Annotated in this window: 19 protein-coding genes and 1 pseudogene; 12 read left to right on the top strand and 8 right to left on the bottom strand. The window is 67.5% G+C overall.

The genetic code is table 11. The annotated features are described in order from the left end of the window. Nucleotides 1-47: 47 nt before the first annotated feature. The 3 genes and pseudogenes from ACGFU7_RS42050 to ACGFU7_RS42040 form a co-directional block, all read left to right on the top strand. Nucleotides 48-1222, top strand: a pseudogene (locus ACGFU7_RS42050) (IS3 family transposase); the annotation flags it as partial. Between the two features lie 380 nt (nucleotides 1223-1602). Continuing rightward, nucleotides 1603-1725: a hypothetical protein gene (locus tag ACGFU7_RS42045; protein WP_393703468.1), complete on the top strand. Its 123-nt coding sequence runs from the start codon at nucleotides 1603-1605 to the stop codon at nucleotides 1723-1725. 75 nt (nucleotides 1726-1800) lie between these two features. Beyond that, the gene (locus tag ACGFU7_RS42040; RefSeq protein ID WP_393703467.1) at nucleotides 1801-2613 is read left to right on the top strand and encodes a WD40 repeat domain-containing protein; all 813 of its coding nucleotides are present in this window, start codon (nucleotides 1801-1803) and stop codon (nucleotides 2611-2613) included. A 548-nt stretch (nucleotides 2614-3161) separates the two neighbouring features. Here the strand turns inward: ACGFU7_RS42040 and ACGFU7_RS42035 are convergent. After that, nucleotides 3162-3929: an SDR family NAD(P)-dependent oxidoreductase gene (locus tag ACGFU7_RS42035; protein ID WP_393703465.1), complete on the bottom strand. Its 768-nt coding sequence runs from the start codon at nucleotides 3927-3929 to the stop codon at nucleotides 3162-3164. Between the two features lie 579 nt (nucleotides 3930-4508). Here ACGFU7_RS42035 and ACGFU7_RS42030 point away from each other — a divergent pair. Beyond that, nucleotides 4509-5573, top strand: coding sequence for an IS630 family transposase (locus tag ACGFU7_RS42030; protein WP_393703463.1), 1065 nt, complete (start codon nucleotides 4509-4511; stop codon nucleotides 5571-5573). Nucleotides 5574-5732: 159 nt separating this feature from the next. Next, nucleotides 5733-6575, top strand: a complete 843-nt coding sequence (locus tag ACGFU7_RS42025) for a PhzF family phenazine biosynthesis protein (protein WP_393703461.1) — start codon at nucleotides 5733-5735, stop codon at nucleotides 6573-6575. An 87-nt stretch (nucleotides 6576-6662) separates the two neighbouring features. On the opposite strand, the gene ACGFU7_RS42020 is transcribed toward ACGFU7_RS42025, so the two are convergent. Continuing rightward, on the bottom strand, nucleotides 6663-7100 hold the full coding sequence (locus ACGFU7_RS42020) for an Lrp/AsnC family transcriptional regulator (RefSeq protein ID WP_393703460.1): 438 nt from the start codon (nucleotides 7098-7100) through the stop codon (nucleotides 6663-6665). A gap of 155 nt (nucleotides 7101-7255) precedes the next feature. Between ACGFU7_RS42020 and ACGFU7_RS42015 the strand changes: the two genes are divergently transcribed. The 5 genes from ACGFU7_RS42015 (at nucleotide 7256) to ACGFU7_RS41995 (ending at nucleotide 12968) form a co-directional block, all read left to right on the top strand. Continuing rightward, entirely contained in the window at nucleotides 7256-8440 is a 1185-nt protein-coding gene (locus ACGFU7_RS42015) for a trans-sulfuration enzyme family protein (RefSeq protein WP_393703458.1), read from the top strand. An 83-nt stretch (nucleotides 8441-8523) separates the two neighbouring features. Further along, nucleotides 8524-9816, top strand: a complete 1293-nt coding sequence (locus tag ACGFU7_RS42010; protein WP_393703456.1) for an amidohydrolase family protein — start codon at nucleotides 8524-8526, stop codon at nucleotides 9814-9816. Nucleotides 9817-9860: 44 nt separating this feature from the next. Continuing rightward, the gene (locus ACGFU7_RS42005; protein WP_393703455.1) at nucleotides 9861-10736 is read left to right on the top strand and encodes a fumarylacetoacetate hydrolase family protein; all 876 of its coding nucleotides are present in this window, start codon (nucleotides 9861-9863) and stop codon (nucleotides 10734-10736) included. 218 nt (nucleotides 10737-10954) lie between these two features. Beyond that, on the top strand, nucleotides 10955-12043 hold the full coding sequence (locus tag ACGFU7_RS42000; protein ID WP_393703483.1) for an MFS transporter: 1089 nt from the start codon (nucleotides 10955-10957) through the stop codon (nucleotides 12041-12043). Nucleotides 12044-12152: 109 nt separating this feature from the next. Continuing rightward, nucleotides 12153-12968, top strand: a complete 816-nt coding sequence (locus ACGFU7_RS41995; RefSeq protein ID WP_393703453.1) for an MBL fold metallo-hydrolase — start codon at nucleotides 12153-12155, stop codon at nucleotides 12966-12968. Between the two features lie 164 nt (nucleotides 12969-13132). Here the strand turns inward: ACGFU7_RS41995 and ACGFU7_RS41990 are convergent, their stop codons facing one another. Beyond that, nucleotides 13133-13507 carry a hypothetical protein gene (locus tag ACGFU7_RS41990; RefSeq protein WP_393703452.1) on the bottom strand — a complete coding sequence of 125 codons (375 nt, stop codon included), beginning with the start codon at nucleotides 13505-13507 and terminating at the stop codon, nucleotides 13133-13135. A 356-nt stretch (nucleotides 13508-13863) separates the two neighbouring features. Then, nucleotides 13864-14322 carry a winged helix-turn-helix transcriptional regulator gene (locus ACGFU7_RS41985; protein WP_393703450.1) on the bottom strand — a complete coding sequence of 153 codons (459 nt, stop codon included), beginning with the start codon at nucleotides 14320-14322 and terminating at the stop codon, nucleotides 13864-13866. A 92-nt stretch (nucleotides 14323-14414) separates the two neighbouring features. On the opposite strand from ACGFU7_RS41985, the gene ACGFU7_RS41980 reads away from it, so the two are divergent. Both ACGFU7_RS41980 and ACGFU7_RS41975 read left to right on the top strand, forming a co-directional pair. After that, the gene (locus tag ACGFU7_RS41980) at nucleotides 14415-15254 is read left to right on the top strand and encodes an SDR family oxidoreductase (RefSeq protein ID WP_393703448.1); all 840 of its coding nucleotides are present in this window, start codon (nucleotides 14415-14417) and stop codon (nucleotides 15252-15254) included. A gap of 528 nt (nucleotides 15255-15782) precedes the next feature. Next, nucleotides 15783-15992, top strand: a complete 210-nt coding sequence (locus ACGFU7_RS41975) for a hypothetical protein (RefSeq protein ID WP_393703446.1) — start codon at nucleotides 15783-15785, stop codon at nucleotides 15990-15992. Nucleotides 15993-16471: 479 nt separating this feature from the next. On the opposite strand, the gene ACGFU7_RS41970 is transcribed toward ACGFU7_RS41975, so the two are convergent. The 4 genes from ACGFU7_RS41970 to ACGFU7_RS41955 all read right to left on the bottom strand — a co-directional run bounded on the left by ACGFU7_RS41970 (nucleotide 16472) and on the right by ACGFU7_RS41955 (nucleotide 21432). Next, nucleotides 16472-18136: an ADP-ribosyltransferase domain-containing protein gene (locus ACGFU7_RS41970; RefSeq protein WP_393703444.1), complete on the bottom strand. Its 1665-nt coding sequence runs from the start codon at nucleotides 18134-18136 to the stop codon at nucleotides 16472-16474. A 124-nt stretch (nucleotides 18137-18260) separates the two neighbouring features. After that, nucleotides 18261-18929, bottom strand: coding sequence for a macro domain-containing protein (locus tag ACGFU7_RS41965; RefSeq protein ID WP_351197848.1), 669 nt, complete (start codon nucleotides 18927-18929; stop codon nucleotides 18261-18263). Nucleotides 18930-19860: 931 nt separating this feature from the next. After that, on the bottom strand, nucleotides 19861-20307 hold the full coding sequence (locus ACGFU7_RS41960; RefSeq protein WP_393703442.1) for a DUF6924 domain-containing protein: 447 nt from the start codon (nucleotides 20305-20307) through the stop codon (nucleotides 19861-19863). A gap of 63 nt (nucleotides 20308-20370) precedes the next feature. Beyond that, nucleotides 20371-21432 carry a NucA/NucB deoxyribonuclease domain-containing protein gene (locus ACGFU7_RS41955; RefSeq protein WP_393703440.1) on the bottom strand — a complete coding sequence of 354 codons (1062 nt, stop codon included), beginning with the start codon at nucleotides 21430-21432 and terminating at the stop codon, nucleotides 20371-20373. Nucleotides 21433-22727: the final 1295 nt, after the last annotated feature.

Below are 22727 nucleotides of genomic sequence, written 5' to 3'. Positions count from 1 at the left end.
CCTGAAGCCAGGCATGATTGTCGTGGCAGATGGGAAACACAGGTCCGATGCCTGCACCCCGGAAGTATCCCGACGAGCTCCGCGAGCGAGCCGTCCGTGAAGTACAGACCTCCGGCCGTCCGGTCGCCCACGTGGCCCGGGACCTCGGTATTCACAAGGAAGCCTTGCGTCTGTGGGTCCGCCAGGCCGAGGCCGACCAGGGCAGCCGACCCGATCTGCTCACCTCTGCGGAGCGAGCGGAGCTTGTCCAACTCCGCAAAGAGGCTGCTGAGTTGCGGCGGGCGAACGAGATCCTGAAGGCCGCCAGCGTGTTTTTCGCAAAGGAGCTCGACCAGTCCCGCACGAGGCCGACGCGGTGATCAACCATCTCCGCGACGACTTCGGGGTCGAGCTCGTCTGCCGGGAACTGGACCTGTCGGTCTCGGCATACAACGCCCGCCTCAGACGCCCGAAGTCTGCCCGCCGCCGACGCGATGAACAGCTCCTTGAGCACATCCGCCAGATCCACGCCGCGTCCGGCGAGACCCACGGAACCCGCCGCGTCCACCGCCAGCTGCGGCGTGAGGGCGCGCATGCGGCCCGCTGCACCATCGAGCGACTGATGCGCGAGGACGGCCTGGAAGGCGCCATCCGCGGACAGCGGCGCCGCACCACCATCCCCGAACCAACCGCCCCACGACCACCGGACCTGGTCAACCGGCAGTTCAGAGCCCACCGCCCCAACCAGCTGTGGGTCGCCGACCTCACCTACATCCGCACCCGGTCCGGCTGGGTCCACGTCACCTTCGTCCTGGACGTGTACTCGCGAATGATCGCCGGATGGCAGCTCGCCACCCACATACGGACCGACCTCCCGCTGGACGCCCTGGAGATGGCCTTGTGGCGGCGGGGAATCAAGAAGGGCTCGGGACTGATTCATCACAGCGACCGCGGATCGCAATATGTGTCGATCCGCTACGGCGAGCGGCTGATCGAGGCCGGCGCGACCGCATCGGTCGGCTCCGTCGCCGACAGCTACGACAACGCCACGGCCGAGGCACTCAACGGCTCCTTCAAGGCAGAGCTGATCGAGCACCACGGCCCCTGGCGAGACGCCGACCAGGTCGAACGCGCCGTTGCCCAATGGGTCGGCTGGTACAACACCAAGCGACTGCACTCCGCCCTCGACTACGTCCCACCCAAAGAATTCAAGGCCCAGCACTACCAATCACAAGCGACAACGAACGCCGTCCGAAAACACACCAACCGGCCGCTACGAAACTCGGAACAGCTCACATGGGCTCGCGGGCGCCCAGTGCTCACGCAGGCCCCGCACGACCGCCAACCCCGCCAACCCGAACCCCCTCACCTTCGACCCGACTGCGGATCGTCCGGACAAGGCGAAAACACTTCAAAAATCCCGAAGTTACTTCACAAGCCGGCAGAACACCCGAAAAAAGAACCCCCTGACCACAGGGACAACAACTCAGCAGGGCCCAGACAAACTCACAGAATGTCGCACAGAAGCTCTGGACTTGGCTGAAACAGGGCAACCAGGCACCGGCCGCACAGCCGCGATTGGCGCTACTCGGCTTGTCACACCGCCCAGTTAGCCTGTTCCGCATGACTGGCAATCGGTTGATCAAGAGCAGCATGATTCCGTCCGGAGGGAATCTCGACGACTTCGCCGTGGCCGATGTGAAGGGGCGTCCACTGGTGGCGTGCGCCGATGGCAACGACGTATGAACATGGGACCTGCTGGGGGACGAGTGGCTGAAGCGGCCGCTGGCGGAGTTCGACAACGGGTCGTACGGGATTCCTGTGTACCCGGACTTCAGGCATGTGGCCGTAGACGTCGTCGGTGGGCGGGTGCTGTTCGCTGCGGGCGGGCAGCATCAGGGTCCGGGCCTGTGGGATTTGATAAGCGGTGATCTGCTCAATGCCCCGTCGGAGTTTCACACCTGTTCTCACGCGGTTGCCATGACTCGGTTGGATGGACGCACGGTTGTCGTGGCGGGTGCGGGCGCGCCCGAGGTGTGGGCATGGGATCCGTCGGATCCCGAGGTGGAGCCGTGGGGCCCTTCGGATGACGAGTTCACGGAGGAGCAGACGCCGCAGGAGCTTCCCGGGCACAAAGACGACATGTGCGGTCTCGTGACGGGGCGGCTCGGTGGGCGCACGGTCGTGGTGTCGGGCGGCGGCAGCACAGTTGTGGTCACGGATCTTGAGTCTGCAGACCTGATTCACGAGTGGTCTGCCGACGGGATGGTCCACGCTGTGGCGCTGTCCGAGGTCGGTGGCCGTCCAGTCGTGCTGGCGACGACCGATGCTGGCGAGATATGGATCTGGGACGCGGTTGACGGCGGGCTGGTCGGGAATCTGCCCACCGGTCATGAGGACCGTATTTCCGCCTTGGACGCCGCCGTGGTCGGCGGTCGGGCACTCGCGGTGACGGGCAGCGACGATGGGACGGCGCGGATCTGGGATCTTGCCGGTGGCCGACAGGCCGGGGCGCCACTGGCCGGACACCGCGGCGAGATCTGGACCGTGGCGATTACACCGGCGGATGGTCGCCAGGTCGTGCTGACGGCGGGCCGAGACGGCATCGTACGTGTCTGGAACCCTGCGAACTGACAGCATCGTCTGTGTGCCCGACATTCCCTGAGAGCCAATTCGACGCGAACTCCAGCAAATGCGGCATTCTCGCGGGGTTGTCAGGGAGTGCCAGACGAACCTTGCGTGCCACGCAGCCAGCGCCCGCTGTTCGTCTGACACACCATTAGAGCAGTGAAAGAACAAGAACGGGCGAGGCCGGGCAGGGATGCGGTCATCGCTCCAGCCCGGCCCACGTCCCCAGAGGGCCCAAAGCTCTTCGAGACAGCTGACGAGTGGGCGGGCACCGAAGCGCCGTCAAATCTTCGGTTCTGGCACACATTCCGTGAGCGATCTTGAGTCCGGCCTCACCGGACCCCGGTGACGCGTGGTCCGCGCAGCTCACACGACACGCGCGGCTTCTGCTGGCGAGAACCAGCAAGATCTTTCACGGAATGTGTGCCAGAACCGACTCTTGATGTCGCTCGTGTGCTGCGAGGCCGGCCGCTTGGGCATGATGAGAACCGGAACAACCCGTCAAGCAGGCACCGCGCCGCCGAGGCCGGCACGGCCTGCGACGACCTCGCGATTCACGAGCTCGGGAACAGGGGCCCGCCCGCCATGAGGCCGCCGTCGACAAGGAGGATGTGCCCGGTGACGTAGCTCGCCTTGTCCGAACCCAGGAACTGGACGGCCTCGGCGATCTCCTCCGGGGTACCCGCCCGGTGCATGGGCAGCACCGAATCGACCGCGGCACGAGCCGTGTCGTCGCCGGTGAACCGGTCATACATAGCGGTACGGGTGTAGCCGGGCGCGACCGCGTTGACCCGGATACCGTGAGCAGCGCCTTCGAGTGCGGCCGCCTTGGTGATGCCGACGACGGCGTGCTTGCTCCCGACGTACAAGGTCGCCCCGGGATAACCCATCAGGCCGAAGGTGGAGCCGACATTGACGATACTGCCGCCGCCCTGTTCCCTCATGACCCGGAACTCGTGCTTCAGGCACAGCAGCGTTCCCTTGACGTTGGTATCGAAGGTGGCCTGATAACCCTCGTCGGTCACCTCGGTGACAGGGCCGGGTGTTCCCTCGGTGCCGGCATTGTTGAAGGCGACATCGATCCGCCCGAACCGTGCCACCGCACGGTCGACGAGGTCCTTCACATCGGCATCGAAGCGGACGTCGGCACGCACGAACCCGGCCGGGGCGCCGAGGCCGGAGAGCTCCCCGGCAAGCTGCTCACCCACGTCCTCCTGGCGGCCGGAGACCACAAGGTTCGCGCCTTGACGGGCATAAGCGAAGGCGGTGGCGCGGCCGATACCGGTAAGCGCGCCCGTGATAAGGACAACGGGATCAGACACGTCGAGGGTCCTTCCTGCAATCACTCAGGTGAACGACGGACAAGCGGTTCAAAACCCGCACGACACCGGGTTCCTCTTCGGGCCGGGGCGTATCCCCCGGCACGCCCGCAAGGTAGATGTCCCAGCCGGACGACAGCCGCATCGGACCCGACCGCCGCATCCATCGAACGGCGGCACTCGATGACCTGTACGGCCCACGGACGGCGGCCGGGACAGACAACCCGAAACCAGTCACGCGGGCGGGAGGCGAACGCCGCAAGCCCCCTGGTGACATCAGAGCAAACTGACATCGCAAACTCGCTCAGCCAGTGACTCCCGCAGCCACATCGAAATGACTCCCGCGTTCCGCGGTCACGTACAAAGCCACCCGGCGACTTCCAGCAAGAGCCGGGCGCCGACTCGAAGTGACAACAAGCCTGACTATGTGACAACTATCGTGCGTCGGCTCAACCTCACAGCTCCGGCGGAACCGTGCGGTTTCCGGCCAGTGGCCTGCGCCGGAGATCCATCGTTAGTTCCTGTATGAGTGTTTCTGCGGGTGTGCCCGCACCGCGTCGTGGTCCGAAGCTGGAACCATAGTTGTTGTCCGTTGACGAGCGTGCGGTGTTGGAGCGTTGGGCCCGGCGGGCGACGTCTGCGCAGGCGGTGGCGTTACGGGCGCGGATCGTGCTGGCGTGTGCAGGTCCTGACGTTCCGCCGATTGTTGTGGTGGCGCGGGATCTGCGGGTAGCGGCGGATACGGTCCGCAAGTGGCGTCGGCGGTTTCTGGCTGCCCGGCTGGACGGGTTGGTGGACGAGCCCCGGCCGGGCCGGCCGCCCGCCATCAGCGTCGGTCAGGTGGAGGCGGTCGTGGTCAGCACGTTGGAGGAGCTGCCGAAGAATGCCACCCACTGGTCGCGCAAGTCGATGGCCGACCGCAGTGGGCTGTCGAAGTCGACCGTGGGCCGAATCTGGCGGAAGTTCCATCTCAAGCCTCATCTGACGGACACCTTCAAACTGTCGACGGACCCGTTGTTCGTGGAGAAGGTCTACGACGTGGTCGGGCTGTACTTCAATCCGCCCGAAGGGGCGGTGGTGCTGTCGGTGGACGAGAAGTCGCAGATCCATGCGCTGGACCGGTCTCAGCCGGTGCTGCCGATGATGCCGGGCATGCCCGAGCGTCATACCCACGACTACATCCGTAACGGTCTGACCACCCTCTTCGCGGCCTTCGACGTCGAGACCGGCGAGGTCATCACCTCGCTGCACCGTCGGCACCGGGCAGCGGAGTTCAAGAAGTTCCTCATCAAGATCGAGAAGGAGGTTCCCGGGCACCTCCAGATCCACCTGATCTGCGATAACTACGGCACCCACAAGACGCCCGCCATCAGAGCATGGCCGGCTAAACACCCCCGATTCCACCTGCACTTCACCCCCACTGGCTCGTCCTGGATCAACCAGGTGGAGAGGTGGTTCGGCTTCCTCGCCGACCAGAAGATCCGCCGCCGCTCCCACAAAAGCGTGCGTTCCCTGGAAGCCGACATCCGAGCCTGGGTCAAGGAGTGGAACGAAAACCCAACACCATTCACCTGGAGCAAGACGGCTGAGGAGATCCTCGACTCCCTCGCCCGCTTCTGCCAACGGATCTCCGGCGCAGGACACTAGCTCATGAAGTGGTGGAGGGGTTCGACGTCGGTCGGGGCGACGGACGCGAGGAGGTTGGGCGGGCCACTGCGTTGCGAGTGGCCCTGTACCGGTCCCACGCTCGCCAGCTGGGATGGACGCCGAATCCGCTGGCACTGATACGAAAGGCTCTTGATGACCATGTCGCGAACCCGTTCGTTCATGCAGGTCGATGTGTTCTCCACGCTTCCCTACGGCGGCAATCCGGTCGCGGTCGTCCTGGACGGCACGGACCTGACAGATGAGGAGATGCAGCGCCTGGCGCGTTGGACGAACCTGTCCGAGACCACATTCGTGCTGCCCCCCACTGCCGCGGAGGCGGACTACCGGCTGAGGATCTATACGCCCGGGGGCAAGCTGCCGTTCGCCGGGCACCCCACCCTGGGTTCCGCGCGGGCCTGGCTGGAGGGTGGCGGCACGCCACAGCACGCCGACCGGATCGTGCAGGAGTGCGCTGCGGGCCTGGTCACCGTGCGCCGAGGGGACGGCTCGCTTTCCTTCGCCGCCCCGCCCAGGGTGCGCGACGGCGTGCTCGACGACGCCTATCTGGACCAGATCGTCGACGCCTTTGGCATCACCCGGGAGCGGGTGCTGGCCCACCAGTGGGTGGACAACGGGCCCGGCTGGGCGGTGGTCCAGCTGGCCACCGCCCAGGACGTCCTCGCCCTCGAGCCCGACCTGTCCCTCATCCCGACCGCGATGGTCGGTGCGATCGGGGCCTACCCCGAGGGATCCGGGCATCACTTCGAGATGCGCACCTTCGCCCCTGGGGCCGGCGTTCCCGAGGACCCCGCATGCGGCAGCATGAATGCCGGTGTCGGGCAGTGGCTCACCGCCACCGGCGGCGCACCCTCCACCTACCGGGTCTCCCAGGGCACCCGGCTGGGGCGGGCCGCCAGCATCGAGATCACCGCCGATCCGGACGGCACCGTCTGGGTCAGCGGCGCCACCACCGTGTGCATCCGCGGCTCCATCACCGCGTGACAGCCCGACCGCCCGCGCCCGCGCGACACCCACCAGCTCTGGTCACCAGGCGACCGTGACAATGGGCCGACGCTGGCAGCGGGGCTGTCATGCGGTGTCGAGTGTCTTCATGATGACGAAACTGTTGACCGTGGCGACGCCGGGCAGTGCGGCCATCTGATTGGCGTGGAAGTCCTCGTAGGCGGGCAGGTCGGCGACCTCCACCTGCAACAGGTAGTCGAAGTTGCCGGTGATGTGGTGGCAGGCGATCACCTCCGGCAGCTCCATCACCTGTTCCTCGAAGGCGACCACGTCCGCGCGGGTGTGCCGCATCAGCCGCACCCCCGCGAAGACGCGCAGCCCGCGGCCGACCGCCGCCGGGTCGATCAGCGCCCGGTAGCCGCGGATGACCCCGGTCTCCTCCAGCTGCCGTACGCGCCGCAGGCACGGTGAGGGCGTCAGCCCGACCCGGGCGGCGAGCTCGTTGTTGCTGATACGGCCATCCCGTTCGAGTACGGCCAGGATCGACCGGTCCACTTCATCCATGACAGCAGAATATTGCTTGCAGGGCATCTGTAGCACAAATGAATGCCGCATATTAGCGCAAGATCTTGCCAAAATTGCTGGCAGCCAGGTCATGTCGGCGTCACAAGCGGCCATGCTGGATACAGACATAGCATCGAATTCCCGAAGGGCCAGCCATGCCGGGCAAGAGCACCGTCACCATTCACACCGACCGTGAGACCCACCCCAGCCGCGCCGTGGCGCCGCCCATCTACCAAACGGCGGCGTTCTCGGCCGAGGACGCAACCACGTTCGCCGCCGGCGCCGTCGAGCCGCGGGGCCAGGACTTCTACACCCGCTTCGGCAACCCCAACCACGCCCAGGCCGCCGCCGTCGTCGCGGAACTGGAGGGCACCGAGGGCGCGATGGTCACCGCGTCCGGCATGGCCGCGATCACCACGGCGGTGCTCGCCCTGGTGTCCTCCGGCGACCATGCCATCGGACAGAAGTCCACCTACGGCGGCACGGCCTCGGTCCTGCTGAACCTGCTGCCGCGCCTGGGCGTGTCCACCACGCTGGTCGACCAAAGAGACCCCGAGGAATTCGAGAAGGCCCTCACCTCCAAGACCCGGCTGATCCTGGTGGAGACACCGAGTAACCCGCTGCTGCAGATCACCGACCTGCGCGCCGTTGCCGACCTGGGCCGCGCCCACGGTGTGCTGACCCTGGCGGACAACACCTTCGCCACCCCGCTGAACCAGCGCCCGGCGGACTTCGGCATCGACGTGGTCTGGCACAGCGCTACGAAGTACCTCAACGGCCACTCCGACGTCTCCGCCGGAGTGCTGGCCGGACCGGTGAAGATCCTGGACCGGATCTGGGAAACCAGCCTGCTCACAGGCGCCACCCTCGGCCCCATCGACGCATGGCTGCTGCTGCGGGGCATGCGCACCCTGCCGCTGCGCGTTCCGCGGCACAACGACAACGGCCTCGCCCTCGCCGAGGCACTGAGCAACCACCCGGCGGTGACACGCGTGCACTACCCCGGCCTGGCGACCCACCCCCAACACAAGCTGGCCGCCGACCAGATGAACGGATTCGGCGGAGTACTGAGCGTCGAATTCACCGGCGGATACGAGATGGCCGACGCCTTCCTGTCCCGACTGCGCTACCCCCGCCGCTCGGCCAGCCTCGGCGGTGTGGAATCCCTCGCCGTGCACCCGGCCTCCATGTGGGCCGGAATGCTCAGCGACGACCAGATCACCGACGCCGTCCCGGCGGGCTTGGTCCGCCTGGCAGCAGGAACAGAGGACACCGACGACCTGGTCGCCGACGCGCTCGCCGCCGCCGACGCCGTCCTCACACAGTCCACGACGGTCTGACCCCCTGGGGTTGCAGCCCCCAAGGCAGCCCAACTCCTCTACGAAGAAGCTCTCGTGAACCACCCGTACAGCAAGGAGCCCCCATGAAGAAGATTCTGCTGTCCGGCGGCACCGTGGTCAGCATGGACCCGGCCGTCGGCGACTACGACCGCGGTGACGTCCTCATCGAGGACGGCGTGATCACCGAGGTGGCCAGGCACATCGATGCTCCGGACGCCGAAGTGATCGACGCACGCGAGCGGATCGTGATGCCCGGCTTCGTCGACAACCACCGCCACAACTGGCAGACCGCCTTCCGCGGTATCGGCGCGGACTGGACCTTCGGACAGTGGGCCACGGCCATGCACGGCACCGTCAAGGCCCACTACACGCCCGAGGACGTCTACGTGGCCACTCTCCTGGGCCGCCTGGAGGCCCTGCACTCCGGCATCACCACCATGCTGGACTGGTACCACGTCGCCCAGGACCACGAGCACGAGGACGCCGCCATCGCCGCGCTGCGCGAAGCGCCCGCGCGGTCGATCTTCTGCCTCGGCGCGGGATGGGCCACGCCCCGCCCCGTCGACGACGACATCCGCCGCGTCCGGTCCGGACTTAATGGAAACGGACTGGTCACCATGGCCTTCGGCCTGCGCGGCGCCGACGACACCGGCATGGACACCCTCGCCCGCGAGGTGCAGCTCGCCGGCGAACTCGGCCTGCGCACCAGCCTGCACACCGGATCCGACGGCACCCAGCGCCCCGTCGCGGACATGCACAAGCACGGCCTGCTGCGCGACACCACCACCTTCGTCCACGGCAACGGCCTCAGCGACGAGGAACTGCGGATGCTCGCCGATGCCGGCAGCTCCCTCTCCGTCAGCCCCGACGTCGAACTCAAGATGGGCTTCGGCGCGCCGATGACGGGCCGGGCCCTGGCCGCCGGACTTCGCCCCACCCTGTCCATCGACGTCGTCCCCTCCGTCGGCGGCGACATGTTCGCCGCGATGCGCGCCGCCTTCGCCGCCCAACGCGGCCTGGACGGCGGCCTGCGCGCCCGCGACCTCGTCGAGTTCACCACCATCGACGCCGCAGCCTCCTGCGGCCTTGAGGACCGCACCGGCAGCATCACCCCCGGCAAGGACGCCGACATCATCCTGCTGCGCACCGACGACGTGACCGTCTTCCCGGTCACCGACCCGGTCGGCTCCCTCGTCAGCGCCGGACACCCCGGACTCGTCGACACCGTCCTGGTCGCCGGCCGGGTGGTCAAGCGCGACGGGGCCCTGGTCGGCGTAGACCTCCCCGCGCTGCGCACCCGCCTGCTCGCATCCCGCGACCGGATCGCCGCAGCCGCCGGTGTCCCCCTCGACGGCACCTGGGCTCCCCAGCCGTAACCAAACCCGGCCCGCAGCCGCACACACGTGAAAGAGGCGGAGTCATGAAGCTGGCTACGTTCACCCATGCCGGGCGCACGGCGATCGGGCGCGTCGGTGACGACGCCCGTGTCAGCGACCTGAGCAGTGTGGTCGGCGACCGCACCCTGCTCCAGGTGATCGACGACTGGGATGTCCTGGGTCCCGCTATCGCCGCGGCCGGCGAGCTGGCGGTGGTGGCCGAACCGCGGTTGTGCGCGCCGATCCCGGTGCCCCGCAACCTGTATGCGGTGGGCAAGAACTACCGTGATCACGTGCAGGAGTTCGGCCGCTCCGGCTACGACCACCCCGACCGGTCCACGGACATCCCGCCGGTACCGGTGGTCTTCTCCAAGGTCCCCACGTCCGTGACCGGGCCCTTCGACGACATCGACCCGCACCTCGCCATCACGTCCGAGCTGGACTATGAGGCGGAGCTGGCCGTCATCATCGGGCGCGGCGGCCGCGGCATCCACCGGGACCAGGCCCTGGAGCACGTGTGGGGTTACACGATCATCAACGACGTCACGGCCCGTGACCTGCAGCGCGAGGGGCAGCAGTGGACGATCAGCAAGTCCCTGGACACCTTCGCCCCGATGGGCCTCTGGGCCGTCACCGCCGACGAGGTCGGCGATCCCACGCGACTGGAGGCGTCCTCGCACGTGAACGGCAAGCCGCGGCAGAAAGCTCCGGTCACCGACCTGATCTTCGACATCCCTCAGCTGATCAGCAACATCTCCGCCGGAATCACTCTGCGGGCCGGCGACATCATCGCCACCGGCACCCCCACGGGCGTGGGCATCGGCTTCACCCCGCCCCGCTTCCTCGCACCAGGTGACGTCGTCGAATGCGCCATCACCGGCCTGGGGTCGCTGCGCAACACCGTCGGCAACCCGGCATAGCCCGCCCCCGTTTCCCCTGCCCGCGTCGTCAGTTCCGGAGCATCTTCATGCCCACATCCCCTTCTCCGACAACTTCTGCCCGGCTCGCCCCGGCGGGCACGTCGTCTGGTCCGCGAACGGTGTCGCGCCGCTGAATGTGGCTGGCTGCCTGGCCGGTGGTCGCCGCCATGGCGCTGTCGAACGAGCCGACCCCGCTGTATGTGCTGTAGCAGGACCGGATCGGTTTCAGCGCGGCCACGCTGACCCTGATCTACGCCGGGTACATCGCGGGGCTGGTGCTGACCCTGTCCTTGGCAGGCTCGCTGGCCGACCGGTACCGACGCCGTCCGGTGCTCCTGCCGGGTCTGCTGCTCGGTTTGGTGGCGACGGCATTGTTCATCACCGCCCACTCGGTGGCCGTTCTGGGGCTGGCCCGTGTGCTCAGCGGCATATCGGTGGGCGCCATCCTGTCGGCCGGTATGGCCGCCGTCTCCGACCTGGCACCGGACGGCGAGAAGAAGCTGGGCGGTCTGATCGCTTCGACGTCCATGGTGGCCGGCGCGGCCTTCGGGCCCCTGCTGACCGGGGTGCTCTCCCAGACCCTGCCCTACCCGGCGGCGATGGTGTTCGTCCTGCAGCTCGTTCTGCTGCTGATCGCCGTGCTCCTGGTGCTGCGTATGCCGCTGCCTCGCAAGGCGGAGAGTGGCGGCCGTCCGGAGCAACGGCTGCTGCGCATCCCCTCCGCGCCACGAGCAAACCGCCGCGACCTGCTGGTCAGCCTGGCCGTTTTCGCCCCGGCGATCACCGCCACCGGGTTCGTGCTGAGCCTGGGCCCGTCCCTGCTCGCCCAACTCCTCCACACGGACAACCGGTTGATGTCCGGCGGCCTGATCTTCGTACTGTTCGCAGCAGCCACCGGCATCCAGTTCGCGGTGCGCCGACTGCCGGTACCGACGCTGTTCAACCTGGGCGCGGCGCTGACCATGGCCGCAATGGCAGCGCTGATCTCCGCGGTCGTGACCACTTCGGTGCCGCTGCTGCTGGCCGCGGCGGTCCTGTCCGGGTTCGGTCAGGGCGCATCCCAGCTGGGCGGCCTCTCCACCCTGGCCGCTGTCGTGCCCTCAGCCCGCCTCGGTGAAGCGAACGCGGCGCTGACAGCCGGCGGCTATCTTCTCGCCGGAACGCTGCCGGTGGCCGACGGCTACCTCAGCGACGCAGCCGGACTGACCGCTGGCACCACCGTGTTCGGCATCGTCGTCGCGGCACTGGCCGCCATCGGAGCCCTGACAACGATCACAACCAAGAACGACCAACCAAAGGCGCCCTGAGCGCTGCCACCCGCGACTGCCTTCTGCACCTCACGGCATAGGAACCGCGCCCACCAGCGAGGGGCAAGCCGGCCCTCAGCCATCACTCACCACCGACACGGGAGATCTCATGCGCCTCATCTCGAATGGACCCCACCACGCCGTCTTCGAGTTCGGCGACCTGAAGGTCGTCTCACTGCGCGACGGCTACGTCGACATGCCACCGACCCGGCTGCGCGACGAGAACAACCAACCACTGGACGAGCTGCCCGACACGGTCGCTCTGATCGACAGCAATCTGCGCCTGCCGGTCAACGCCTTCTTCATCACCGACGGCACGCAGTCCGTCCTCATCGACACGGGGGCGTCCAACGCCTGGCACTCCACCATGGGATCGCTCCTGGACGCCCTGGACGAAGCCGGAATCCACCGCGCGGACATCACCGATGTGGCGATCACCCACAACCACGAAGACCACGTCAACGGCCTCATCGCCCCCGACGGTACCGAGGCGTTCCCCTCGCTGCAACGTATCTGGATCGGCGCAGGCGACACATCCGTCTTCACCGGTCGCCTCGAATCGGTCCGCGACCGCGTGGTCCCCGTCACCGGTCAGGTCGCGGTCAACGACCGAGTTACTGCCATCCCGACCCCCGGGCACACCGACGGCCACACCATCTACGACATCAGCAGCAGCACCGGCCATCTCCCCGTCTGGGGCGGCACCGTGCACGTGCCCTCCCTGCAATTCGACCAGCCCAAGACATCATGGGAACTGGACGGCGACCAGCCGCAAGCACGCCAAGCCCGCCTCGCCCTCATGGAACAACTGACCAAGCCACATCACTTCGTTGCCGGCGCCCACCTGGACTCCCCCGGAGTGGGCCGCGTAACCCGCAACGGCGACGGCTACTCCCTCGAATACCTCGCACCGCCGATTCCCTGAAGCCCGCGGGTGGGCCGCTGATGGTGCCGTCTGACAAGAACGGGCGGCGCCTTGCGGTCTAGTGGTCACGCCCACCAGCCATCCAAGGTCATCTTCCGCTTCGCTCCAGCGGCCGCCGGACGGCACAGCCCTGGCCAGTGACAACTATCTCGACCAAGTGTCATCTAGGCCGGTTCGTTTGGATCACTTCCGCTGGCCGAGGTTGTCGTTGATGATGTCCGTGTGACTAACCGCATCAGTGCTCTGATCTCGGCCTTCGGCGTCCTTGCCAGCGTGATGCTGCTCGTTTTTGCCGTTCGTGAGTACCGCTCTGGGGCGTCGGTCCTCTGGCTCGTGGCTGGAGTTGTGATCTTCCTCGGCGCTTCATACACGCTCGTGCGGGACGTGCGGCGGCTCCCCACTGGGCCGACCGCCTGAAGACACGACGCCTCGACCTCGCCGTGATCGTTGACGGTTTCCTCACTGCCGGTGTAATACCCGTGTTCGTCACGGTCGGCGGGGTCGTACTTGGTGACGCGGTAGACGTAGGGGAGCTGCACCGCCCAATCATCCCGCACGCTCGTGTCGCCCCGCGAGGAAATGCCATGGGAGGTGAGACAGAGGCATAGGGCAACGTCCTGAGACAGATCAGGAACCTGCTGGTCAGCGCAATGCTCTATGACACGAGCCGCGAGATCCTACAGCTGTGGGATCTCAGATTGGCTGGCCGAATCTCACGGCCGGTGGCCATTCCGTGGCCGATCGGCCACGGAACTGAGACTGGCTGGGCAGCCTGTTCACTCGTTGGAGTGAGCCACACGTGGGACGGGCCCTCCGTGGACAGTGTCTTGGTGGCGCGGCCTTTTTTGCCACTGGCCCGTGCTGGGGGTACGCATGAACCTTTCTGCTGTCACGGTCAGTGTTCGTCGTCGAGATGATGAAGCTGTTGAGGGCCTGGGGTGGTCAGCTGCTTCGCTTGACCTGTTGCGCTCAGCCGCTCCGTGGCGGACGCCCCGCTGGCTGCCAGCCGCTCTGTGATCCGGTCGAACAAGTCTGTCAGCGGCGCACCGACGTCCTGGCCGAACTCAGTCAGCCCGTAGGTGACTTGGGGTGGCGTCGTCGGCTCGACCTTCCGCCAGACCAGGTCGTCCTGGACCAGTGCGCGCAGTGTCTGAGCGAGCATCTTCTCGCTGATGTCCTGGATGCTGTCGCGCAGCTCGTAAAACCGAAGGTCGGTGCTCCGCAAGGAGATCAGCACCCAGATACCCCACCTGCTGGTCACGTGGTCGACCACGTCGCGCGCAGGGCAGTCGGTGTGAAACACCTCATACCGATTGCCCGCCTCGGCCTGCGTCAGCTGCGCACCTTCCCTCATGTCCGGAGCTTACCTCTGGGTGTGTTCTTACGAAAAGTAAGCCTGCCTCCTAGCGTCAATTGCCGCAGTGCACAACGGACTAGGAGCTGAACATGATCGTGGTGACCGGGGCTACCGGGAATGTGGGCCAGCCTTTGACGCAGGCCCTGGCCAAGGCGGGCGAGCAGGTGACGGCGGTGTCACGGCACGCGGCGGCAATGCCGGACGGGGTCCGGCACGTGCCGGCTGACTTGGCCGAGCCGCAGGGCCTCACCCCCGCTTTGGACGGGGCGAAGGCGCTGTTCCTCCTGCTGTCCGGCGACCTGCACGCACCCGAAGCCAGGCCGACCGACATTATCGACCTGGCTGCTGCCAGCGGGGTCCGCCGAGTCGTCCTGCTGTCTTCGCAGGGCGTGGCGACCAGGCCGCTCGGCCCGTCGCGGATCGCGATGCGCGCGGTGGAGGACGCGTTGAGAGAGTCCGGCCTGGACTGGGCCGTCCTACGGCCGGGCGGCTTCGCCTCCAACGCCTTGGCGTGGGCGGAGTCCGTCCGCACGCAAGGGACGGTCGCCGCACCCTTCGGCGATGTCGGGGTTCCGATCATCGACCCGGCGGACATCGCCGAGGTCGCGGCGGCCTGCCTGCTGGACGACCAGCACACCGGCGGAATCTTCGAGCTGACCGGGCCCGAGGTGATCACGCCCCGTCAGCAGTCGGAGGCCATCGCCGCCGCGCTCGGCTCGGCGGTGCGGTTCCACGAACTCACCCGCGAGGAGGCCAAAGCCGCGATGACCCAGTTCGTGCCGCCGGAGCTCGCCGACGACACCCTGGACATCATCTCCGCCCCGAACCCCGCCGAACTGCGGATCAGCTCGGACGTGGGACGAGTCCTCGGTCGCGCTCCGCGCCCCTTCAACAACTGGGTCGCCCGTAGCATCGCCGCTTTTCGCTGAGGCACAACTCAGCTGAAGCGCCCGGGCAGCCTCGTGCGACTGCGGCCGCACGGGGCGGCCCCGTAGCGTCACCGCCCACCACCATCCAAAACTCAAGAGCCGGAGCGACCTGACAGGGTCCTACTGGTCTCCTGCGCCGGAGATCCGTTGGCAGGAGCGGGCGAGGGAGTCGAGGATCTCATCGGCTGTTTCGGTCCAGGTGAACGGGGTTGAGTTCTCGTTCCACTGGCTTTACCCAGGCGCGGACGTCAGATTCCAGGGAGGGGGGCGATGTCCTGTGGATGGCCTCCTGCGGGTCAGCCGCCTGCTCCTCGTGGCCGGTCCGGGGATTCGGACGCAACCGTGAGACTGGCTGGCTTGGACACGGCGTGAGACACCGGGGCCAGCCGCAGCTCACAGCCTCTGAATAGGACACGAACCGCGAGAACCTACAGCCGCCGCCCGCACTCCGATCCTCACGCCGGACCGGGACCTGCGCACCTGGGCCAGCCGGATGCGCCCGCCGTCACCCCGGGCCACCCTGAAAGCATGAGCGCGCCGGTAGTCGTCCACGACCTGTCCCCATCGGGCGGGCGCAATGTCGCCATCAACGGACAGATCGCAGGGGTCGCCCATGATGACCGTGACCTCGTCGAGTTCCTGAGGCGTGCCGGCCTCGATGACGCCTGGGATCTCCTCGACGACCCGCACTGGGTTGAATGGCGCGGCGGTCGGGCGCACCGGTATGAAGCGGCGTGAGCAGCCACCCTTGTGCTTCCTATTTTAGGAAGCTAAAACACGCCGAAGCCCCCGCCCAGTTGGGCGGGGGCTTTCGTATCCCGCTGGTGTGCGGAGTGCGGTGGCCTGCCGGCGGAGTGTGGGCCGGGCCCCGCCGACCAGGGAGATGACCAGGGTGAGGGCGAGAGGGCTTCGGTCAGGGCCGCACCGCCAGAGGCTGCCCCGCCAGCGGTCCCGCCCTCGGCGCCAGCTGCACCGTCGATCGAGCCATCCCCCGGTCCGCCGACGCCGACGTCCCCGCCCGGTCCGGCCGCACCGGATACGACGCCACCCGCTGAGCCGAAGCCCCCGGCACACCCGCCTCTGCCGCCCTCAGCCGTTGCGCGGCACTTCGAGTTCCGTCCAGGTCAGAGTGAAAGGCGAGGTACGGCTTTTCCAGTCCTCTTCCACGGCACGGCTCAGGCCCGCCACGGAGCGCTCGTATGCCCGGCCCGGGGACGTTACGACACCAGGCCGGCCCCCTCCAGCTCGGTCAGCCGCACGGTGCGCAGACCCCCACGCTCGGCCTTCACCTCCGTCACCTTCAGCTGCGTCCCCGGCGCGAGGATGTACTCCTCCTCACCCGTGAACGCGGAGAACCGCCGGATCCCCACCGCCCGCGCGGGCTTCACCTCGAACAGCGTCCGCCGGCCACGCCCGCCAAGGAACGCGCGCGCCACACCCAGCTCGGACGTGCACGACGACACCCCCCACCACGTCACCGTCCGCCCCAGCGGGTACTGGGACCGCAGATCCAGCGCCACACCACGCCACAGCGGCCGCGTCTGCGCCGGCAACGCCTCCATCGCCGAGAACAGCAACCGCAGGTACGGCAGGTACGGCACCACGCGCTCGCGGTCCGACAAGCGCAGCACGGCGTTGATCTCGCGGTAGAAGCCCGACTCGCACGTGTACAGGTAGAGGGCCGAGATCGCGTCGGCCGACAAGGCGCCTGCGGCCTCCCCGGACAGCGCGCCCGCGGGCGCTGCCTCCTCGGCCTTCGTCTCCCCGAAACGGCTCGACAGATCGATATGCCGATCCAGGTGCGCGAGCGCCCGCGAGACCGGCTCGACGGCCTTCCGGAAGTCCATCAGCGGCGTGTCGAACACCCCGGTGACGGGCGGCAGGACGAGGCCCTCGTCCTTGACGCTGGTGAGCCGCTCCAGATACAGCTGGTGCAACTCCATCGTGGACGCGATGAACGCCCCCATCCGCTGCGCGACACCACCGTCCTCCGGCCCGCCGGCCCCGCCCGTCCCCTGGTCCCAGCCCTTCCGCGGCAGCCAGTCGACCGGCTCGGCCCCCACTGCCGCCAGGGCGTCGTTCACCTGGGCGAAGTGGTCGCCCTCGCAGAACAGATCCCCCTGCGCGGCCGGATTGGCGTGGTCCAGGTGACGGACCTGCACCCCCGGGTACTTCTTCTCCAGCCGCTGGACGACCCTCTTCAGACTCCGGGCGTGCGCGCCCCACCAGGCGAACACCACCCCCCGGTCGTCCTCCTCCACCGCGTCCTGCTTCGCCCGGAGGATCTCCTCGACGATCTGCTCGGCCACGGGGCGCCAGAACGACGTGTGCCGATCGGTCGCCATCGCCCCGTCCACGCTCGCCGTGAGGGACGCGTTCAGCAGCAGCACACCCTGGGTGAGCATCGCCTGGAACCACTCGGGCGGCTGAACCGTGTCCTCCTTCTTCAGCAGGGCGCGGACGTCGGCGATCGGGGTCTTCTTGACGATGCCGTACTTCCACATCGCGGCCGCCTTGATGAGGCAGCGGATGCTGACGACCCGGCCGAACTGGCTGTCCTTCCAGTCGTTGAAGGTGTTGTCGAACATCGCGATGCCGGTCGCACTCTCCGCCCGCGGATAGGGGTTCTGTCCGAAGACGACCACCTTCCACTTCTCCGGCGGATGCGGCTTCAACGCCTGGAACGTCAGCTCGCGCACCGGAACGACCTCCGGGCTGCGCTTCGGGCCGATGAAGTCGGCGGCTCCCGGCTGCGCCTCGATCACCGGTCCGAGCAGCGGCAGCCACGGCTCGCCGCCACCGGTGAACAGGTCGGCCAGTCCCAGCGGATCCCCGGCCGGGGAACCGGCATCGCCCGCGGCCGTCACGTCGACATCACTCACGAGGGTGGAACTCCCGGTACTCGAACCGGACGCCTCCACGGGCGCCCCGGCATGCTGAACAGATGCGGCAGGGTCGTCGCCGGTGTCCGCGCCCTGGGCGGCACCGGCCTGCGAGGTCGTCGGGTCAGTGACGAAAGGAAGGCCGCTGCGGCACGTTGATCCGGACCCGCCGTGCGGACCCCGCTCCCTCGATGTCGTCGAGCTGCCCCAGTACGGCGGCCCGCAACTCGTCGTAGTCCGCGAAACCGTGGTCGTGGAAGAGGGTGTAGCCCGTCCACATCAGGTTGGCGCACACCTTCGCGGGCACCTGCCCGGTCTGCGCGCCCATCCCGACGAGGGCCACCGACCGGATGCTGCCCGGCTTCGCCCGGTTCTGTAGATGCACCGCCTGGAAGGCGGCCGCGCAGGCCAGGGCCACGTTCATCGTGTCGCTGACGTTCTGCGACGACTGGCGCATGGTGGGCGTCGAGATCAGGTACCGGGGTACGTCCGCCCCGGACGGGACGCACACCGCGCTGCCCACCGGCAGCCGTCCGCCGAACCGGTCGCGGATCGCCCGCTGCACCCGCACCTGGATGCCCGCACCGAGGTACCGCTTGACGACGGCGTCGACCCCACCGTCCATCCGGCCACGCTCGTTGGTGGGGGAAACCCAGGCGTCGGCGTCCACATCGAGAAGGGAACCCCGCCTGATCTCGACCTCCGGCGTGTCCGCGAACGCGGACCGCCAGGCCGTCACCACCTCGTCGTTGACGTCGACCAGGACGACGCTCAACGCATGCCTGACACCCACGAATTCACCCCTCTCACCCCGTGATCTCGAACAATCCCGACGCTACCGCGCCCCACTGACAGCGCCGTTCGACAGCAGGTCCTTGCGCCGGAGCCGGAATCTCGGCAAACCGTTGCCGCGTCGGCCGGGCCCGGCCGACGGCCCGCCTGCGTTATAGTTGATCTTGACAGTTCGCCGCAACTCGCGGTGACTGGCGCTGCGTTGGTGGTCCAAGGAAAGACGCCCCGCTTCCCGTGGGGAAATGCAGGTGCAAGGCCTGCCCAGCACTCCCTCACGAAGCCCTTCCTTCCATGACGGAAGGGCTTCGTCATGTTCCCTTGATGCGATGTTCGGCGAGCGTCACCTGGACCCTGCCGCCTTCTTCGCCGCCAGGGCCTGCTTGCGATGGGGGATTTTCGCCTCCGCGGTCGAACCGTCGCTGTAGCGGACGGTGCAGCGCTCCGCGGGCTGGGCCGTGCACTGGGTGCACGACAGCTCGATTCAGGCTGACGATGGGTCGGCCCCGAGGGAGAGGTACCTGCGCGGTGACGCGTCGCAACTGGCTGCCGTGGAGGCTTCGGCCGCTTTGACCGCTCAGGCGTGGCGGTGGATCACATGATCCGTGAACCGGCTTGCCCCTGGTGCCCCGTTCGCGGCTGAACAACGCAGGCCCGTTCATCGGGTCGCCGCACATCGCGCAGATGACAAGACCACGCTTCCTCGACGGCCGTGGTGCCGACTTCGGGCTCTGGTGCTGCGGCGTGCTCCAGGTGAACGTTGCTGATGGTGTCGGTCTTGCTCCCGCGGTCATCCCCCCGCGCGCCCGGGCGAACGAAGTACGACCTGGCGTCTCGCATCGGGTACTACTTCGCGGCCACACCTGGAAGAGGTACTCCGCCTGTGGGCCCGCACGCCGCCGCGTACGGGCCCACAGGCCTGTGCCAGACTCCCCCTACCGTTTTCGCAGCACGCCGTCTTCCGCGACGTCGCGCCGGATCTCGAAGAAGTCGGCGTTGGCGAGGTTCATGTCCGTCGCGAACGAGGCCAGCAGCCCGGGCGTGATCCGGAACGGTTCCTCCGACTCGGTCGCCGGCAGCGGATCGTCCTCGTGCGGCTGGTTGCACACCGCCAGCGCCAGCAGCTCACCGCGAAGCGCCTCCTCGTCCACGACCAGGAGGACGGTGTGCTGCGGCCAGCCGTCCTCGTCCCGATCCACCAACTCCAGCAGCCGTGCCACGCCGATACCGGCGTAGGCGGGATCGTCCAGGATGTCCACCTGGTCGATCGCCTCCTCGCCGGAGGCGTCCGGCCGGGTGAGGGCTTCAAGGAACCGCTCCCACTCCTTGGGCCGGTCGTAGCAGGTGCGGACCAGGATCGTCAGCTCGGTCTCGGGCAGCATGCAGCCTCCTGTGCGCCGCGGCAGGACGTCACAGCCCAGCGTAGGGGAACCGCACGCGGCCCCTTAGGGGATCTTGGAGAAGAACGCGTCACCGATGATCTTGTTGCCGGACTTGTAGGCGATGATCCGGTTTTCGTTGTAGAACTTGGTGAGCTGGCCACCGCCCTTGTGGTTATCGTCCTTGTCGATCATGCGACAGCTCTGGGTGGCGTTCGGGTCGATGGTGTTGCACTTCTTGCCGAGGCCCTTGTTGCCGCCGCCTTCCTGGACGGAGGCGTAGGGGTACTCGTCGCACTGCTTGCCGCGCGGGCGGTGCAGGCTGGAGGGGCAGGACTTGCCCCGGTTCTTCTTGGCCAGGGTGCTGGTGGTCCAGTGCAGGGGCTTGGCATAGCCGGGCCGGCCCTTGAGGGTGTGTCCGGCGGCGTAGACGTGGCGGGCCATCTCGCCCCAGACGGGGTTGGTGCGGGAGATGGAGAAGTTCGGGACGACGGCGGGGTAGACGCAGCCGCGCTTGCCGCCGTTGGTGATCTTCTCGCTGTCGCAGCGGACGGTGCGCATCGCGGCGACGTTTCCGACGACGGGGCTGTAGCCGGGGGCGGTGGTGGTGACGTTGAGGACCGGCTTGTGGGTGAGGATCTTGTTTCCGCGGCTGGTGATGTTGAAGCCGAAGGTGACGGTACTGCCGGCGCGGATGCGCTTGGTCTGGGGGCCGGTGGAGGTGCAGGCCGTGGAGCCGCGCCCGCAGTTGACCTTGACTAGGGTGGTGACGCCGCCCCGGGCGGCGCCGGTTGCGCTGGTGGCCTTGATGGTCCACTGGCGCTTCCACGTGTTCGACTTGACGTTGAGGCGCTCGGACTCGACGTAAATCCCGGAGAGGGTTCCGACGAGGAAGGCGCCCTGCCAGAAGGTGATCTCGTAGTCGGCGCTGATGTAGCCGCTGGTGCGGGTGTAGCGGACGGTGGACTTGGCGCCGGCGGTGAAGACGGTGCGCAGCTGGTCCTTCTGGACGGCCGCAGTCTTCGGGGCGGCAGCGGAGGGTCCGGCGGCTGCTCCGGTGGCGAGCAGGGCGCTGAGGGCTGCGGCTGCGGCGGCTTTTGTGGTGGCGCTGGAGCGCAGGATGCGCATGGGTGTGCCCCCTCATATGGAATTGGAGCGCTCCACTGCAGGAGGGGGCACGCGGGGGTTCTAGTGTCCTTTGGGACAGGTCGGTTTCTGGCCAGGTGTGAGCTGAACCAGCGCTATCTGAGCCTGGTCAAGGAGTTGGAAGAGGGAAGGGTCCACCGCTCGCCCGCTGGATACCTTTGGGCCTTTGCCACCCTCACTCATTTCAAGGGTGCCAACGCCCACTATCGGCGGCGACGCGAGAATGGAGACGGGCATGCCCAGGCTCTGCGACACCTGTTCAACGTCGCTTCCAGGACAGGGGTGGCGGCGATGCAGTGATCTTGCTCAGGCTGCGCGCCTCCAAATCTCATTCCAGCGCTCGGCTCGAGCTAGAAGAACTTTCCGGTCGGCGGCGGTCGGGTGCGCGCTGAGACTCACCCCGCATCGTGTGCATAGCTGGTGCAGGAAGTGCCCGGACCTCCAACGAGTCGTCTCCTTGTCCATGCCGCAGGCACGGCACAACGAGGACGCTGCTGTTGGCGGGATGACGGAACGGAGTATGCGTTCCACAACTTCCGGGAGCGGTTCGGTGGGGTGGAATTCCGGATTGGGGCAGTAGGCCAGGCTGCCTTGTGAACCGCGTCCCTTGTCCCGCCAGCTGCCATCGCTCCTGGGATGGCGAAGTCCAGTGGCCTTCTCTTGCCGACGGCGAGCCACGAAGGCGGCCTCGTCCGCCAGCCAATGCTGGCGGGCCGCGTGAAGCTCCGCCATGGCGCGGACCAGCGAGGCCGGGTCCTTCTCCAGATCAGCAGGAATTCGTGCGCTGCGACATAGGTGGTGATACGTGGCGCGAAATCCATATGGGGCGAAAGCGACGACGCACGTCCGGAACGCGGCATGACGAGCACGAACGGGTTGGCTCGTGTCGTGCACGCGTCGACGATGAGTCTCAAAGCTGGCCACCCGCGTGAGGATACGGTCACGCTCACCAGCCCCGCATCCGACTATCGGCGGCAGGGCTGTGCTCTTCCACCTTGACGGCTTCGTACTCCAGCTGTAGATCGTGACCTGCGTGACTGGGATGCCTCGTGATACTTCTGTGGAAGCAGTTCAGTTGGCCGATCACCAGTACCACAGTTCAAGAATCTCGGGCCAGATCAGGTGTGACGACGGTCCGTCGAAGGCGGCCGGGTCGATCTCTTTGACTGCCGGTAATCAGAATGAGGTTCCCCCGGCGTGCGGGGGGTGCTGATCAGCTGGTCAGGGCGGGTTGACGGGGTTTCAGGTTCGTTCGTTCGGCCGTTGCCTGGTCGGCG

The sequence above is a fragment of the Streptomyces sp. NPDC048473 genome, assembly GCF_043200155.1.
GTDB lineage: Bacteria > Actinomycetota > Actinomycetes > Streptomycetales > Streptomycetaceae > Streptomyces.
The sequence above is the reverse complement of the archived record's forward strand: the minus strand, read 5'-3'. Positions and strand labels throughout refer to the sequence as shown.

Excerpts from the sequence above, each read along its gene's own strand:
- ACGFU7_RS42045 (WP_393703468.1), top strand. The coding sequence starts at position 1,603 with ATGACTGGCAATCGGTTGATCAAGAGCAGCATGATTCCGTCCGGAGGG.
- ACGFU7_RS42025 (WP_393703461.1), top strand. The coding sequence starts at position 5,733 with ATGTCGCGAACCCGTTCGTTCATGCAGGTCGATGTGTTCTCCACGCTT.
- ACGFU7_RS42020 (WP_393703460.1), bottom strand. The coding sequence starts at position 7,100 with ATGGATGAAGTGGACCGGTCGATCCTGGCCGTACTCGAACGGGATGGC.
- ACGFU7_RS42015 (WP_393703458.1), top strand. The coding sequence starts at position 7,256 with ATGCCGGGCAAGAGCACCGTCACCATTCACACCGACCGTGAGACCCAC.
- ACGFU7_RS42010 (WP_393703456.1), top strand. The coding sequence starts at position 8,524 with ATGAAGAAGATTCTGCTGTCCGGCGGCACCGTGGTCAGCATGGACCCG.
- ACGFU7_RS42005 (WP_393703455.1), top strand. The coding sequence starts at position 9,861 with ATGAAGCTGGCTACGTTCACCCATGCCGGGCGCACGGCGATCGGGCGC.
- ACGFU7_RS41995 (WP_393703453.1), top strand. The coding sequence starts at position 12,153 with ATGCGCCTCATCTCGAATGGACCCCACCACGCCGTCTTCGAGTTCGGC.
- ACGFU7_RS41985 (WP_393703450.1), bottom strand. The coding sequence starts at position 14,322 with ATGAGGGAAGGTGCGCAGCTGACGCAGGCCGAGGCGGGCAATCGGTAT.
- ACGFU7_RS41980 (WP_393703448.1), top strand. The coding sequence starts at position 14,415 with ATGATCGTGGTGACCGGGGCTACCGGGAATGTGGGCCAGCCTTTGACG.
- ACGFU7_RS41975 (WP_393703446.1), top strand. The coding sequence starts at position 15,783 with ATGAGCGCGCCGGTAGTCGTCCACGACCTGTCCCCATCGGGCGGGCGC.
- ACGFU7_RS41960 (WP_393703442.1), bottom strand. The coding sequence starts at position 20,307 with ATGCTGCCCGAGACCGAGCTGACGATCCTGGTCCGCACCTGCTACGAC.
- ACGFU7_RS41955 (WP_393703440.1), bottom strand. The coding sequence starts at position 21,432 with ATGCGCATCCTGCGCTCCAGCGCCACCACAAAAGCCGCCGCAGCCGCA.